The 14,804-nt window shown below is 74.8% G+C and carries 12 protein-coding genes; 3 read left to right on the top strand and 9 right to left on the bottom strand.

The genetic code is table 11. The annotated features are described in order from the left end of the window. Window positions 1-22: 22 nt before the first annotated feature. Window positions 23-1,174: an acyl-CoA dehydrogenase family protein gene (locus Sdagh_RS01440; protein ID WP_189422814.1), complete on the bottom strand. Its 1,152-nt coding sequence runs from the start codon at window positions 1,172-1,174 to the stop codon at window positions 23-25. Window positions 1,175-1,248: 74 nt separating this feature from the next. Here Sdagh_RS01440 and Sdagh_RS01435 point away from each other — a divergent pair, with 74 nt between their 5' ends. After that, on the top strand, window positions 1,249-1,887 hold the full coding sequence (locus tag Sdagh_RS01435; RefSeq protein WP_189422812.1) for a TetR/AcrR family transcriptional regulator: 639 nt from the start codon (window positions 1,249-1,251) through the stop codon (window positions 1,885-1,887). Here the strand turns inward: Sdagh_RS01435 and Sdagh_RS01430 are convergent. Continuing rightward, window positions 1,874-3,178 carry a PP2C family protein-serine/threonine phosphatase gene (locus tag Sdagh_RS01430; RefSeq protein WP_226534417.1) on the bottom strand — a complete coding sequence of 435 codons (1,305 nt, stop codon included), beginning with the start codon at window positions 3,176-3,178 and terminating at the stop codon, window positions 1,874-1,876. The genes Sdagh_RS01435 and Sdagh_RS01430 overlap by 14 nt on opposite strands. After that, window positions 3,156-4,028 carry an alpha/beta fold hydrolase gene (locus tag Sdagh_RS01425; RefSeq protein ID WP_190078220.1) on the bottom strand — a complete coding sequence of 291 codons (873 nt, stop codon included), beginning with the start codon at window positions 4,026-4,028 and terminating at the stop codon, window positions 3,156-3,158. Before Sdagh_RS01425 ends, Sdagh_RS01430 begins: the two co-directional genes overlap by 23 nt. 168 nt (window positions 4,029-4,196) lie before the next feature. On the opposite strand from Sdagh_RS01425, the gene Sdagh_RS01420 reads away from it, so the two are divergent. Further along, window positions 4,197-4,907: an ArsR/SmtB family transcription factor gene (locus tag Sdagh_RS01420; RefSeq protein WP_189422808.1), complete on the top strand. Its 711-nt coding sequence runs from the start codon at window positions 4,197-4,199 to the stop codon at window positions 4,905-4,907. Between the two features lie 28 nt (window positions 4,908-4,935). Next, on the top strand, window positions 4,936-5,871 hold the full coding sequence (locus tag Sdagh_RS01415; protein WP_190078219.1) for a DMT family transporter: 936 nt from the start codon (window positions 4,936-4,938) through the stop codon (window positions 5,869-5,871). 171 nt (window positions 5,872-6,042) lie between these two features. Here the strand turns inward: Sdagh_RS01415 and Sdagh_RS01410 are convergent, their stop codons facing one another. From Sdagh_RS01410 to Sdagh_RS01385, 6 genes are all read right to left on the bottom strand, one after another. Next, window positions 6,043-7,128, bottom strand: coding sequence for a Zn-dependent alcohol dehydrogenase (locus tag Sdagh_RS01410; RefSeq protein WP_189422804.1), 1,086 nt, complete (start codon window positions 7,126-7,128; stop codon window positions 6,043-6,045). Window positions 7,129-7,144: 16 nt separating this feature from the next. After that, a complete protein-coding gene (locus Sdagh_RS01405) occupies window positions 7,145-8,533 on the bottom strand; it encodes an aldehyde dehydrogenase family protein (protein ID WP_189422802.1) in 1,389 nt (462 codons plus the stop codon). Window positions 8,534-8,691: 158 nt separating this feature from the next. After that, window positions 8,692-9,966, bottom strand: a complete 1,275-nt coding sequence (locus Sdagh_RS01400) for an MFS transporter (protein WP_189422800.1) — start codon at window positions 9,964-9,966, stop codon at window positions 8,692-8,694. Between the two features lie 31 nt (window positions 9,967-9,997). Continuing rightward, entirely contained in the window at window positions 9,998-11,365 is a 1,368-nt protein-coding gene (locus Sdagh_RS01395) for a CitMHS family transporter (protein WP_190078218.1), read from the bottom strand. Window positions 11,366-11,489: 124 nt separating this feature from the next. Continuing rightward, a complete protein-coding gene (locus Sdagh_RS01390) occupies window positions 11,490-13,721 on the bottom strand; it encodes a molybdopterin oxidoreductase family protein (RefSeq protein ID WP_190078217.1) in 2,232 nt (743 codons plus the stop codon). Window positions 13,722-13,946: 225 nt separating this feature from the next. Beyond that, window positions 13,947-14,726, bottom strand: coding sequence for a ScbR family autoregulator-binding transcription factor (locus Sdagh_RS01385; protein WP_189422794.1), 780 nt, complete (start codon window positions 14,724-14,726; stop codon window positions 13,947-13,949). Window positions 14,727-14,804: the final 78 nt, after the last annotated feature.

Raw genomic sequence — 14,804 nt, 5'->3', positions numbered from 1 at the left:
CCGGTGTACTCAGCTCGGGTACTCAGAACGCCGATACGCCCGTCAGCGCGCGCCCGATGACCAGCTTCTGGATCTGGCTGGTGCCCTCGTAGAGGGTCATCACGCGGGCGTCGCGCAGCAGCTTGCCCGCCGGGTACTCGTCGATGTAGCCGTAGCCGCCGAAGACCTGGAGGGCGTTGTTGGCGGCGCGCACGGCGGCCTCGGAGGCGAACAGCTTGGCCTTGGAGGACTCGGTGGCGAAGGGCTGCCCGCGGTCGATCAGGTCGGCGACCCGCCAGGTCAGCAGCCGGGCGGCGTCCACGTCGACGGCGATGTCGCTGAGCAGTTCCTGGACGAGCTGGTGGTGGGCGATGGACTTGCCGAACTGCTCCCGCTCGCCCGCGTACCTCACGGCCGCGTCCAGCGCGGCCTGGGCTATGCCGACACAGCCGGCCGCGACCGACATCCGGCCCTTGGCGAGGGCCGACATGGCGACCGAGAAGCCCTTGCCCTCGGGGGCGAGCATCGCGGAGGCGGGGACGCGGACGTCCTCCAGGACCAGTTCGGCGGTGGCCTGGCCGCGCAGCCCGAGCTTGCCGTGGACCGTACGGCGGGACAGGCCCGGCGTGTCGGCGGGGACCAGGAAGGCGGAGACGCCCTTGTGACCGGGGGCGTCGGTGGAGCGGGCGAAGAGCAGGACGACGTCGGCCCAGGTTCCGTTGGTGATGAACATCTTGGTGCCGTTGATCACGTAGTCGTCGCCGTCGCGGACCGCGCGGGTGGAGAGGTTCCCGGCGTCCGAGCCCGTGCCGGGCTCGGTGAGGCCGAAGCAGCCGACGTACGCGCCGGAGGTCAGACCGGGCAGCCAGCGGCGCTTCTGCTCCTCGTCGCCCCAGGCGGCGATGGTCTTGGCGACCAGGCCGAGGGAGACGGAGACGATGCCGCGCACGGAGGAGTCACCGCGCCCCAGCTCCTCGGTGACCAGGCAGTACGCGAGGTGGTCGCCGCCGGAGCCGCCGTACTCCTCGTCGATCGTCAGGCCGAGGAAGCCGACCTCGCCGAGCTTCTTGACGATGCCCCGGTCGACCTCCTCGGCGCGGTCCCAGGCCACCACGTGCGGAGCGATCTCGCGGTCGACGAAGTCCCGGGCCAGCTGCCGGACGGCGGTCTGTTCCTCGCCGAGCTCCAGGTTCATGCCGCGCCACCTCACAGGTCCACAGTTATAAATTAGCACTGCTAGTTTCTTGTCGCAGCCCTACTATGTGCGCCATGGCCCGACCGCGCAAGCCCCTGCTCAGCACCGACCGGATCGTCGCGGCGGCCCGCGCGCTGGTGGACGCGGAGGGCCTCGCCGCCGTCTCCACCCGCCGGCTCGCGGCCGAGCTGGGCGTCAGCGGCCCCTCCCTCTACAACCACTTCCGCACCAAGGACGAGATCCTGGAGGCGGTCGCCGACTCGGTGAGCGGCCAGGTCGACCTGTCGATGTTCGAGGACGGCCGGCCCTGGCGGACCGCCCTGCACGACTGGGCCGTCTCCTACCGGGCGGCCCTGCGCGACCACCCCAACATCGTCCCGGTCCTGGCCCACGGCCCCGGCCGCCGTCCGGCCGCCCTGCGCCTGGCGGACGCCGTCTACGGCGCGATGGTCGAGGCGGGCTGGCCGCCGGCCCAGGCCACCTCGATCGGCGCGCTGATGCGGTTCTTCGTCATGGGCTCCGCGCTCGGCTCCTTCGCCGGCGGCTTTCCCGCCGAGCCCGGCGCCTACGACCCCGCCGACTACCCCCACCTCCAGCAGGCCCACCGGCTGGCCGAGCAGCAGGAGAAGATCGACGAGCGGGCCTTCGAGACGGGCCTCGCGGCCCTGCTGGACGGGCTGGCCCAGCAGTACGAGCAGGTCACTCAGGACTGAGCGGGGTGCCCAGGGCGAGCAGGGCGGTGTCGTCGTCCACGCCGTCACCGAGCTTCTCCAGCAGGGCGGCGACGGCGGCGACCAGGTCCTCGGGTGCCGTGGAGGTCTGCCGCGCGAGGAAGTCCCGGAGGCGCTCCTCGCCGTACAGGTCGGTGCGGCCGGGGCCGAGGCGGGCCTCGGTGAGGCCGTCGGTGTAGAGGAGCAGGGTGTCGCCGGGGCCCAGGGTGGCGGTGGCCGGGGTGAAGGAGGCGTCGGGCAGGGCGCCGGCCAGCATGCCGCCGGGCATGAGCACGCACTCCGCCCGGTCCGCCGTGCCGACCGGCCCGGCCGCGCGCAGCAGCAGGGGCGGCGGGTGGCCGCCGGAGGCGAGGCGGACCGTGGCGCGCCCCCGCTCCGGGTCGGGTTCGACGACGCCGACGACCGCCGTGCAGTGGCGGGGGTCGGCGTCGGCGCCGTAGCGGTCGTACAGGACGGCGTTGAGGGTGGTCAGGGCGCCGGCCGGGTCGGACTCCTGGAAGACGGCCGCGCGCAGCGTGTAGCGGGTCAGCGAGGTGACGGCGGCGGCCCTCGGGCCCTTGCCGGTGACGTCGCCGAGGAAGAACGCCCAGCGGCGGGCGTCCAGGGCGAACAGGTCGTAGAAGTCGCCGCCGAGCCGGTCGGGCGAGGCCGTGTAGTAGTACGAGGCGACGTCCAGGCCGGGCACGGTGGGCAGTTCGGCGGGGAGCAGGGCCTGCTGGAGCACGGCGAGGGCGTCGGTCAGCCGGCTGCGGTCGGCCTCGGAGCGGGCGCGGGCCTCCTCCGCCTCCCGCAGCGCCGCCTCGGCCAGGTCGCGGGCCTCGTCGGCGGCGGCCCTGCGGCGCAGCAGCTCCTCCTCGTAGGTGCGCCGGTCGGCGGCGTCGAAGACGGTGAAGTGGACCAGCGCGGGTGTGCCGTCGGCGGCGTACCTGACGGCGGCGGAGACCAGCACGGGCAGGCGGTCGCCGGTCGCGGTGCGCATCTGCAGGGCGATGCCGCCGATCTCACCGCGCATGCTCAGCAGCGGGGCGAAGTGGGTCTCGTGGTACAGCCGGCCGCCCGTGGTGAGCAGGTCGCTGAACCGGGCCCGGCCCACCGTGCCGGCCCGGTCCCGGCCGAGCCAGCGCAGCAGCGTCCCGTTGATCTTGGTGATGGTGCCGTCCATGGCCGTGGAGAGGAAACCGCAGGGGGCGGTCTCGTAGAGTTCCTCGGCGCTGTCCGCGCAGGGGCCGGGTGCGGGCGCCGGTTCCCGGTCAGGTCCCGGGGCGGGCGTCACGGGCGCGGTCCAGGAAGTCGAGCAGGGCGTCGGCCGTGGCCTCGGGGGCGCTGAGCTGCGGGCAGTGGCCGGTGGCGTCCAGGGTGACCAGGCGGGAGCCGGGGACGCGGGCCTGCACGAAGGCGCCGACGCCCCGGGGGGCGAGGGCGTCCTCGGCGCACTCCAGGATCAGGGTCGGCACCTTCACCCCGGCCAGGTCCCCGCGGTTGTCGGAGAGGAACGTCGTGCGGGCGAAGACCCGGGCCATCGCCGGGTCGGTGGCGCAGAAGCTGTCGGTCAACTCCTGCCCCAGCTCCGGGCGGTCGGGGTTGCCCATGACGACCGGGGCCATCACGGAGGACCAGCCGAGGTAGTTCGACTCCAGCGAGGCGAGCAGTTCCCGGATGTCCTCCTGGGTGAAGCCGCCGCGGTATCCGTCGTCGTCGAGGTAGCGCGGGGACGGGGTGACCAGGGCCAGGGCCGCGATGCGGTCCGGGGCCATGCGGGCGGCCAGGACGCCGGCCATCGCGCTCACCGAGTGCCCGACGAAGGTCACCCGCTCCAGGTCCAGCTCGCGCAGCACGTCGACCACGTCCTGGGCGTAGCCCTCCAGCGAGGCGTACCGGTCCGCGTCCCAGGCCGCCGGGTCGGACCGGCCGGAGCCGACGTAGTCGAACAGGACCACCCGGTGCCGCTCGGCCAGCCGGGGCACCACCAGCCGCCACATCTGCTGGTCGCAGCCGAAGCCGTGGGCCAGGACCACCACCGGGCCGTCGGGGTCGCCGGTCACCGTGACGTTGTTCCGGTGCCGCACGTCGTGCGCCGTGTCCCCCGTGTCCGCCGTGTCCGAAGTGTCCTGTCGTACGTCCATGTCCGCCGTCACGCTTCCTGTCCGGGACCTCGGTCCGGGTTTCCTGAGCTTCTTCCCGTCAAGAGGACATCGTGCCGTTTTGTTCCATTTTCCCCTCTCGGTCCCGGGCGTGCCGTCTCCCGGACCCTTCGGTGCCCGCCGAACGGTCCGTGCCGCATCCTGGGACGCATGACCACCAAGGACCCCGGTGCGGCCGGGCTGGCGCGGCTGGCCGGGCTGTTCGCCGACGAGACGCGGGCGGCCTGCCTGCTGGCGCTGCTCGACGGGCGGGCGTGGACCGCCGGGGAGCTGGCCCGGCACGCGGGGGTCGCCGCGTCCACGGCCAGCGAGCACCTCGGCAAGCTGGTCGCGGGCGGTCTGCTGGCCGAGGAGCGGCAGGGGCGGCACCGGTACGTACGGCTGGCCGACGACCGGGTCGCCCAGCTCGTGGAGGACCTGGCCGCGCAGGTCGCGCCCGGGGCGGCGCGGCGTCCGCGCACCCTGGCCGCCGCCGGCGCCGGGTCGGCGATGGCCCGCGCGCGGACCTGCTACGACCATCTCGCCGGGCGGCTCGGGATCGCGGTGACCGACGCGCTGACCGGGCTTGGCCTGCTGCGGCAGGACACCGGGTTCGCGCTCACCGACCCGGGGCTGGCCTGGTTCGACGCCCATGGCATCCCGCTCGCCCGCACCGGACGCCGTCCGCTGGCCCGCGGCTGTCTGGACTGGACCGAGCGCCGGCCGCACCTGGCCGGGGTGGCGGGCGCGGCCCTGTGCCGGCACGCCCTGGACGCGGGCTGGTGCGTGCGCATCGGCAGCGAACGGGCGGTGAAGGTGACGGCGGCGGGCGACCGCGCGCTGTCCGAGCTGTTCGGTATCGACGCGGCGGCACTGCGCTGACCGCACCACAACACCTTTCCGGAGCCCGATGAAACCCGCCGTGTCCCGCCGTGCCGGGCTGCTCGCCGCCGGTGCCGCCACCGTCACCGTCGTCCTGTGGGCCTCGGCCTTCGTCGCCATCCGCAGCGCGGGCGAGGTGTACTCCCCCGGCGCGCTGGCGCTCGGCCGGCTGCTCTCCGGGGTGGTGGTGCTGGGGCTGATCTGCCTGGTGCGGCGGGAGGGGCTGCCGCCGCGGTCGGCCTGGCGGGGCATCGCGCTGTCGGGCGTGCTCTGGTCCGGCTTCTACACGGTCGCCCTGAACTGGGGCGAGCGGGAGGTCGACGCGGGCACCGCCGCGCTGGTGGTGAACGTCGGGCCGCTGCTGATGGCGCTGCTCGCCTCGCGCCTGCTCGGGGATGTGATGCCGCCGCGGCTGCCGGCCGGGATGGCGGTGTCGTTCGCCGGGGCGGTGACCGTGGGGCTGTCCATGTCGGGCGGGGGCGGCGCCTCGCCGCTCGGGGTGGTGCTGTGCCTGCTGGCGGCCGTGGCGTACGCCGCCGGGGTCGTCGCCCAGAAGCCGGCCCTGGGCCGGGCGAGCGCCCTCCAGGTGACGACGTGGGGGTGCGCGATCGGCGCGGTGGTCTGCCTGCCGTTCGCCGGGCAGCTGGCGCACGAGGCCGCCGGCGCGCCCCTGTCCGCCACGCTCACCATGGTCTGCCTGGGCGTCTTCCCGACCGCGCTGGCCTTCACGACATGGGCCTACGCGCTGGCCCGTACGACCGCCGGGCGGATGGGGGCGACGACGTACGCGGTGCCCGCGCTGGTCGTGCTGATGTCATGGCCGGCGCTGGGCGAGGTGCCGGGGGCGCTGACGCTGGCGGGCGGGGCGCTGTGCCTGGCGGGGGTGGCGGTGTCCCGGTCCCGGGCGCGGGACACCACCGCCGTTCCCCCCGCCGAGCCACACGAGCACCCCGCGCGCCGCTGACCGTGTCCGCGAAGTCCCGCTCTTCCCGTGACGCCCGGCACGCACTCTCGCCGCACCGGACACGGTCCCGAGTACGCGCGGTACGAGGGCCCGCGTCCGGCACGGCGGGAGCACCCACCGGACGCCGCGTGACCCGCCCCCGGGCGGACGGAGGGACGTCACGGACACGGCCTAGAAGACGACCAGCGCCCGGCCGCCCTTGCCGGCCAGCATGTTCTCGAAGGCGGCCGGGATGCCGTCGAGGGCGATGCGCTCGGTCACCAGGGCGCCGAGGTCCAGGCGGCCCGCCCGGACGTGGTCGGCGATGACCGGGAGGTCGCGGGCGGGGTCGCTGTTGCCGTAGACGCAGCCGGACAGGGTGCGGCCCCAGTGGAAGATCTCCAGGGCGTTGAAGGTGACCTGCTGGTCCTTGCCGCCGATGCCGACGACCGTGGTCCGGCCGCCACGCCGGGTGGACTCCCAGGCGGTGCGGATGGTGGTCGCGCGGCCCACGCACTCGATGGCCACGTCGACGCCCTGCCGGCCGGTGAGGGCGCGGATCTCGCGGGGGGTGGTGTCGGAGGCGAGGAGGTAGTCGGTGGCGCCGGCGGCGCGGGCGAGTTCCTCCTTCTCGGGCGACACGTCCACGGCGACGATCTTCGAGGCGCCGGCGATACGGGCCGCCTGGAGGGTGGCCAGGCCCACACCCCCGACGCCGAAGACGGCGACCGTCTCGCCCTCGCGGACCCGGGCCGCGTGGTGGACGGCGCCGTAGCCGGTGAGGACGGCGCAGCCGAGCAGCGCGGCGTCGGTGAGCGGGATGCCCTCGGGGGCGGGCAGCACGCAGGAGGCGTCGACGACCGTCTCCTCGGCGAACGCGGCGACGTTCAGACCGGGGTGCAGGCCGGTGCCGTCGTCGGAGCGGCGGGCGTGCGTGCGGGCCGCGCCGGACAGGGCGTCGGCGCAGAGCCAGACCTCGCCGAGCGAGCAGGGGTGGCAGGCGCCGCAGGACGGGGCCCAGTTGAGGACGACGGGGGCGCCGGGGGCGAGGCCCTCGACCCCTTCGCCGACGGCGAGGACCGTGCCGGCGCCCTCGTGGCCGAGGACGGCGGGCAGCGGCAGCCGCATGGTGCCGTTGGACAGGGACAGGTCGGAGTGGCAGACCCCGGCGGCGGTGAGCCGGACCCGGACCTGGCCGGGACCGGGGTCGGGCAGCTCGATGCCGGTGATCTCCAGCGGGGAGCCGATGGCGGGTACGACGGCGGCGCGGACAACCATGACGACTACGACTCTCCTAGAACTGAAGGGACTTGGTCTGCAGGTACTCGGCCAGGCCGTGCGTGCCGAGTTCGCGGCCCACGCCGGACTGCTTGTACCCGCCGAACGGGGCGAGCGGGTTGAACCGGCCGCCGTTGATGTCGACCTGCCCGGTCTCCATCCGGCGGGCGAAGGCGACCGCCTCCGCCTCGTCGCCGGCCCAGACGGCGCCGGCCAGCCCGTAGACCGTGCCGTTGGCGATGCGCAGGGCGTCCTCCTCGTCCTCGTACCGCAGGATCGTCAGGACCGGGCCGAAGATCTCCTCCTGGGCGATGGTCATGTCCTCGGTGACGTCGGCGAAGACGGTCGGCCGGACGTAGTAGCCCGGTGCGCGCGGGGCGTCGGGGCCGCCGGCGACCAGCCGGGCGCCCTCGGCGACACCCTTCTCGATGTAGCCGCGCACCCGCCGGCGCTGCCCGTCGTTGACGACCGGGCCGATCCGGTCGCCGTACTTGGCGGCGGCGGCCGCGGCCAGTTCGACGGCCTCGTCGTACCGGTCGCGGTGGACCAGCATGCGGGTCCAGGCGCTGCACGTCTGACCGGAGTTGGACATCACGTTGGCGACGCCGACGTTGACCGCCTTGGCGAGGTCGGCGCTGGGCAGGATCACGTTGGCGGACTTGCCGCCCAGTTCCAGGGCGACCCGCTTGACGGCGGCGCCGGCGCTCGCGCCGATCCGGCGGCCGACGGCCGTGGAGCCGGTGAAGGAGACCAGGTCGACGCCGGGGTGTTCGGCGAGGGCCTGCCCGGCGACCGGGCCGAGCCCGGTGACCAGGTTGAAGACGCCGGCCGGGACGCCGGCCTCGTGCACCGCCTCCGCGAAGAGCTGGGCGACCAGCGGGGTGTCCTCGGCCGGCTTCAGCACGACCGTGCAGCCCGCCGCGAGCGCCGGGGCGGCCTTGGCGACGATCTGGTGCAGCGGGTAGTTCCAGGGGGTGATGGCGCCGACCACGCCGACCGGCTCCAGGTACACCGTGGAGTTGCCGACCTTCTCCTCGAAGGCGTACGTAGCCGCCAGCTCGGCGTAGGAGCCGGCCACGGCGATCGGCGCGCCGGCGTGCACGGCCTCGGAGAACTTCAGCGGGGCGCCCAGTTCCGCGGTGACCGTCTCGGCGATCTCGTCCTTGCGGGCCACCAGGACGTCCCGGAGGGCGGCGAGCCGGGCGCCCCGCTCGGCGGGCGGGGTGGCGGCCCAGCCCGGCAGGGCGGCGCGGGCTGCCCGCACGGCGCTGTCGACGTCCTGCGCGTCCCCGGCCGGGACCCGGCCGATCACCTGCTCGTCGGCCGGGTTCACGACCGCGATGGTCTCCTGGCTCCGGGCGGGTCGCCAGGCGCCGTCGATGTACATGCCGTCCTGTGCCTTCATCGCGTTCCTTCCGGCGGTCCTCGTCGTCCGCGCCCCAAACTAGCGCCGTTAGTTTTCCGGCACCAGGGGCCGCTCCCATGGCACGGCTCACCCGGCCCGGGAACAAGCCGGACGACACGGCGGAGAACGGTCCAGAAGGCGGCGTCGCCGGCCCTCGGCTACTCCTCCGGCTCCGGCGTCCGGGCCGGGGCGGGGGCGCCCTCGGGGCGTGCGGGGCGCCCGGGGGCGGGCCGCTCAGGGGGCGGCGGGCCGTCGTCCCGCGCCGGGGGACGGGACGGGGAGCGCAGGGCGACGCCCGAGGAGAGCAGGAGCAGGGCGCCCAGCATCACGAAGGGGGCGGCGACGCCGGCCACCCCGGCGATCAGGCCGGCCGCGGCGGGCGCGGCGACCTGGCCGAGGCGGTTGCCGGTCAGGCGCAGGGCGAGGGCGGTGGAGCGGGCGCCGTCGGGGGCGGCCTGGACCACCGTCGTCATGGACAGCGGCTGGCCGACGCCCAGGCAGAAGCCGAGGACCACGAGGACCAGGCCCAGCGCCGGGACCGGCAACGGCAGCGCGACGCCCGCGCAGAGCAGGGCGGCCAGCAGACAGGTCACCGTGAGCAGCGTGGTGCGGCCGAGCAGCCGCAGCAGCGGGGTCAGCACCAGCCGGCAGGCGATGGTGGCGGCGGCGCGCAGGCTGAGCAGGACCCCGATCACCGAGGGGGCGATGCCCCGGTGCTCACCGACCACCGGCAGGTAGGCGGTGAGGATGTCGGTCGCGGAGAGCACGGAGAGGCTGATCAGCATGCCCGCGGGCACGCCCCGGGCCCGCAGGATGCGGCCCACCGGGACGCGGGCGCCCGGCACGGCGGACGCCTTGACCGCCGTACGGTCCTCTGTGCGCCACAGCGAGGTCAGGGCGACCGCGCCGCCCGCGCCCGCCGCCACCAGCGCCACCGCGCTGCTGTGCGCCATGGCGGCGCCGTCGACGACCGCGCCCGCGGCGACGGGCCCGACGAGCTGGCCGAGGGAGGCGCCGATGGTGAAGTGGCCGAAGTTGCGGTCCTGTTCGTGCGGGGCCGACTGGCGGGCGACCAGGGACTGCGCGCCGATCACGAAGCACAGGTGCCCGAGGCCCATCACCCCGCTCCACAGCGCCATCGTGCCGAGCGACCCGGCGACGCCGCTGAGGACGCAGCCGCCGGAGATCAGGACGACGCCGGCGGGCAGCAGCGGGGCGCAGCGGCCGTGGTCGGTGCGGCGGCCGAGGGGGACGGCGGCGAACAGCGGCAGGAGGGCGTAGACGCCCGCGATCACGCCGACCGCCCGTTCGTCGGCGCCGAGCGCGAGGGCCCGGTAGGAGACGGCGGGCCGGGCCATCGACACCGCTCCTTGCGCGAACGAGAAGGCGATGACGAGGCGGAGCAGCCAGCGGCGGTTCCCACCGGACACCATGGTCGTTTCCTCCTGGACGGGCGGGCCGGGATCAGACGATGCCGAACAGGACGGCCGACCCGAGCACGGCGAGGCAGGTCAGGGCGGCCCACTTCACCACGAACCGGGTGTGGTCGCCGAACTCGACCTTGGCCATGCCGACCAGCACGTACACGGCGGGGACGAGCGGGCTGGACATGTGCAGCGGCTGGCCGACGATGGAGGCGCGGGCGATCTCCAGGGTGGAGACGCCGTGCGCCTGGCCGGCCTCGGCGAGGACCGGCAGGACACCGAAGTAGAAGCCGTCGTTGGACATGAAGTAGGTGAGCGGCAGGCTCAGGACGCCGGTGACGAGGGCCATGTGCGGGCCCATGGCGTCGGGGATGGCGCCCACCAGCCAGTCGGCCATGTGGTCGACCATGCCGGTGCCGGTCAGGACGCCGGTGAAGACGGCGGCGGCGAAGACCATGCCGGAGACGTTGAGGACGTTGTCGGCGTGGGCGGCGATCCGGGCCTTCTGGTCGGGCATGTGGGGGAAGTTGACGGTGAGCGCGAGCGCGGCGCCGAGCAGGAACAGCACCGGGATCGGCAGCAGCTCCATGATCATCGCGGTGAGCAGGACGACGGTGAGCAGCGCGTTGAACCAGTACAGCTCGGGGCGCAGGGTGGGGCGGTGGGGGTCGAGGCCCTGGAAGTCGTCGGAGCCGACCGTGCCGCCGGTCGCCGGCCGGGGTTGCGTACCGCCGCCACCCGCGCCCGCCGGCACGGTCTCCTTCTCCTCCACCAGCACCTCGGTCAGGGTGAGGGTGCCGACCCGCTTGCGCTCGCGCAGGCCGAGCACGTAGGCGAGGACGAGGACGAAGAGCAGGCCGACGGCGAGCGCCGGGATCATCGGGACGAAGATGTCGGTGGCGTCGACCTTGAGCGCGGTGGCGGCGCGGGCGGTGGGGCCGCCCCAGGGCAGCGTGTTCATCACGCCGTTGGCCATGGCGGCGATGCCGGTCATCACGACCAGGCTCATCTTCAGCCGCTTGTACAGCGGGTACATCGCCGACACCGTGATCATGAAGGTGGTGGAGCCGTCGCCGTCCAGGGAGACGATCGCGGCGAGCAGCGCGGTGCCGACGACGATCCGCATCGGGTCGGCCTTGCAGAACCGCAGGATCGCCCGGACGACCGGGTCGAACAGTCCGACGTCGATCATCACGCCGAAGTAGACGATCGCGAACATCAGCATCGCCGCGGTGGGGGCGAGGCTGGAGACGCCGTCGATGACGTAGTCGCCGAGTTCGGCGCCCTTGCCGACGAGGACGCAGAACAGCGCGGGGATCAGCACGAGCGCCGCGATCGGGGACATCTTCTTCAGCATGATCAGGACCAGGAAGGTCGCGATCATGGCGAAGCCGAGGAGGGTCAGCATGAGTGGAGTACCTAACGTTCGCCCTTGAACATCCCACCTGGGACCGGCGGTGCGACGACGTTAGGTGCGTCCACTCGGTGTTAACAAGATGTTGACACGCGAGCAATAAGCGCAAAACCCCTGGTCACCGTACGGGTGTCAGCGCGACCGGCACGCCGTTGAGGACCGCGTTGCCCGACAGCGGGTCGAGCAGACGGCCGTCGAGGAGCTGGTTGACGTTGGCGCCGGGATCGCCGGCGGCGTGGCCGAGGCGGGTGCCGGGGCGGTCGTGGCCCCAGCCGTGCGGCAGGCTCACCACGCCGGGCCGGATGTCCTCGGTGACCTCGGCGGGGACGGTCACCTCTCCCCCGTCGCCCTTCACGCGTACGGCCGCCCCGTCGCGCAGGCCGAGCCGGGCGGCGTCCTCGGGGTGGAGGTGCAGGGTGCAGCGGTTGGAGCCGCCGGTCAGGGCGGGGACGTTGTGCATCCAGCTGTTGTTGGAGCGCAGGTGGCGGCGGCCGACCAGGACGAGTCCGGCGGGGCGGTCGGCCAGTGCCCGCCGCAGCCGGGGCAGGTCGGCGGCGATCGGGCCGGGCAGCAGTTCCACCGCGCCGCTGCGGGTCTTCAGCGGCTGCGGCAGGCGGGGGCGGAGCGGGCCCAGGTCGATGCCGTGCGGGTGGGCGAGGAGTCGGTCCAGGGTCAGTCCGCCGGGCCGGGCGCCGAAGCCGTCGCCGTAGGGGCCGAGGCGGAGCATCAGGTCGAGGCGACGCTCGGGGCCGTCGGCGCCGGTGAGCAGGGCGGCCAGTTCCCCGGGGTCGCGGCCGTGCGCCGGGGAGTGCGGGGTGCGTACGGCACGGTCCAGGGTCTGCCGGATCGCGGTGGCGTCGACGGTGGCCGGGTCGGTCCCGTGCCCGCCGCTGACGGCGAGGATCAGCCGGGCCATGATCTCGCTCTCGGCCATCCGGCCGGGTTCCAGGGGGACGGCCGGGCGGGTGTAGCGGACCTGGTTGCGGACGGCGAGGGTGTTCAGGGCGAAGTCGTGGTGGGGGCTCTGCGCGGGCGGCGGCGGGGGCAGTACGACGTGCGCGTGGCGCGCGGTCTCGCCCAGGTAGGGGTCGACGCTGACCATGAAGTCGAGGGAGGCCAGGGCCTTGTCGAGGCGGTCGCCGTCGGGGGCGGACAGGACGGGGTTGGCGGCGACGGTGATCAGCGCGCGCAGCGGCTCGCCCTCGGCGGTCGCGGTGTCGATCTCCTCGGCGAGCGCGGCGAGCGGCAGTTCGCCCTTGGCCTCGGGGTGTCCGCTCACCCGGGAGCGCCAGCGGCCGAGCGCGAAGCCGTGGCCCGGTCCGGCGGGGCGCGGGGCCGGGGCGGTGGCGGCCAGCGGGAAGAGGGCGCCGCCGGGCCGGTCGAGGTTGCCGGTGAGGACGTTGAGGACGTCGACCAGCCAGCTGGCGAGGGTGCCGTGCGCGACGGTGCAGCTGCCGATGCGGGCGTAGACGGCCGCGGTGGGGGCGGCGGCCAGCTCCCGGGCGACGGTACGGATCAGGGCGGCGTCCAGGTCGCAGGCGGTGGCGACCGCCTCCGGCGTGAACTCGGCGAGTTCCGCCCTCAGTTCGCCGAGTCCCTGGACGTGCGCGGCGAGCGGGCCGAGGTCGGCCAGGTCCTCGGCCAGCAGGACGTGGGCGACGGCGGCGAGCAGCAGCGCGTCGGTGCCGGGCCGGATCGCGAGGTGCCGGTCGGCGAGGCGCGCGGTGCGGGTGCGGCGCGGGTCGACGACGGTGAGGGTGCCGCCGCGGGCCTTGAGCGCCTTGAGACGGCCGGGGAAGTCGGGGGCGGTGCACAGACTGCCGTTGGACTCCAGCGGGTTGGCGCCGATGACCAGGAGGTGGTCGGTGCGATCGAGGTCGGGTACCGGGATGGCGTTGGCGTCCCCGAAGAGCAGGCCGCTGGAGACGTGCTTGGGCATCTGGTCGAGGGTGGACGCGGTGAAGACGGCGCGGGTGCCGAGGGCGCCGAGCAGCAGCGGCGGGTAGAGGGCGCCGGCCACGGTGTGGACGTTGGGGTTGCCGAGGACGACGCCCACGGTCTGCGGGCCGTACCGCTCGATCAGGGGCCGGACGCCGTCGGCGACGGCGGCGAACGCCTCCTCCCAGCTCGCCTCGCGCAGCCGTCCGCCGCGCCGCACCAGCGGCACCCGGAGCCGGTCGGGGTCGGCGTCGAGAGCGCCGAAGGAGGCGCCCTTCGGGCAGAGGAAGCCCCGGCTGAAGACGTCGTCGCGGTCGCCCCGGGCGCCGGTGACCCGGGCGCCCTCGATGGTCAGCGTCAGGCCACAGGTGGCCTCGCACAGGGGGCAGATGCGCAGGGCGGTGCGGGTCACGGGTCCTCCGGAGGGCGGCGGCGCGAGGGCGGGGGCGGGGTGGGGCAGGGGAACGGCGGGGCACGGGCGACGGCGGGCACGGGACGTCCCGCGGACAGGGACGTCCCGCCGAGCCGAGCATACCGACCGGTACGCATGCCGGGGAGGGGCCGGGACGACCCGGCCGCCCGCGCGGTGGCCCGGGGCCTCGGCGGCCCGTGACCCGCCGCGCCGGGCCCCCGGGGTTCAGGACCGCCGCGAGGACTCGGAGGCGCGGCGCGGGACCGGCGAGCCGACCGGAAGGGAGACGGTCGCCCGCGCGGCGCCCGGCGACGGGCGGGAGACCGGTCGCGCGGGCCCCGGCACGGTCCGTTCCAGCGGATGCGGGCCGCCGTCGGCCGGGCCCGGCCACGCGGAGGACCGTCCGGGACGCGGGGGGTCCTGGAGCGAGGGCAGGGTCAGCTGCCACCAGTCGGACAGGCGGCCGGGGAGGGCGCCCGGGCCCTCCAGCGCCTCGGTGAGGGTGCAGAAGCCGAAGAAGGCGCGGACCAGGGTGCGGGCGGCGGGGGCCGGCCGGACATGGGCGGCCAGTTCACCGCCGGACCGGGCCTGGGCCAGCAGCCGGGTGACGGCGGTCGTCCAGAGGGGGAAGGGGTCGGGGAGGGGCACGCCGATCGTGTCCCGCTCCGCCCACAGCCGGGCTCCCGCGCGGGTCAGGGGGTCTTCGGCGAGGGCGCGGGCGACCTCGTAGCTCAGCGCGACCAGGCGGTCCAGCGGCGGCATGCTCCGGTCGCCGTACCGTGCGACCAGGCCCGGCCAGGTGGCGAAGCCGGCCCGGACCACGGCGAGGGCGATGCCCTCCTTGCTGGCGTAGTGGAAGTAGACGGACCCGCTGGTCCGTCCGGACCGGGCGCTTATGTCGTTGACACTCGTCCCCGCGTATCCCTGCTGGGCGAAGAGGTGGGCAGCCGCGTCCAGGAGTGATCTGCGGGTTGCTCGGGCCCGTTCCTGCAAGGTCTCATGCACCTTCGCTCGGTGTTCCGGAATGAACGACGGAAAATGTAGTGCGCCCGCGTACGCCTGGAGCAGCAATTCGCCACCCTC

Source organism: Streptomyces daghestanicus (assembly GCF_020521275.1).
Classification (GTDB): Bacteria; Actinomycetota; Actinomycetes; order Streptomycetales; family Streptomycetaceae; genus Streptomyces; species Streptomyces griseoviridis.
The sequence above is the reverse complement of the archived record's forward strand: the minus strand, read 5'-3'. Positions and strand labels throughout refer to the sequence as shown.

Coding starts and splice junctions, on each gene's coding strand:
- Sdagh_RS01400 (WP_189422800.1), bottom strand. CDS start 9,966: ATGGTGTCCGGTGGGAACCGCCGCTGGCTGCTCCGCCTCGTCATCGCC.
- Sdagh_RS01395 (WP_190078218.1), bottom strand. CDS start 11,365: ATGCTGACCCTCCTCGGCTTCGCCATGATCGCGACCTTCCTGGTCCTG.
- Sdagh_RS01405 (WP_189422802.1), bottom strand. CDS start 8,533: ATGAAGGCACAGGACGGCATGTACATCGACGGCGCCTGGCGACCCGCC.
- Sdagh_RS01420 (WP_189422808.1), top strand. CDS start 4,197: ATGACCACCAAGGACCCCGGTGCGGCCGGGCTGGCGCGGCTGGCCGGG.
- Sdagh_RS01440 (WP_189422814.1), bottom strand. CDS start 1,174: ATGAACCTGGAGCTCGGCGAGGAACAGACCGCCGTCCGGCAGCTGGCC.
- Sdagh_RS01415 (WP_190078219.1), top strand. CDS start 4,936: ATGAAACCCGCCGTGTCCCGCCGTGCCGGGCTGCTCGCCGCCGGTGCC.
- Sdagh_RS01435 (WP_189422812.1), top strand. CDS start 1,249: ATGGCCCGACCGCGCAAGCCCCTGCTCAGCACCGACCGGATCGTCGCG.
- Sdagh_RS01410 (WP_189422804.1), bottom strand. CDS start 7,128: ATGGTTGTCCGCGCCGCCGTCGTACCCGCCATCGGCTCCCCGCTGGAG.
- Sdagh_RS01425 (WP_190078220.1), bottom strand. CDS start 4,028: ATGGACGTACGACAGGACACTTCGGACACGGCGGACACGGGGGACACG.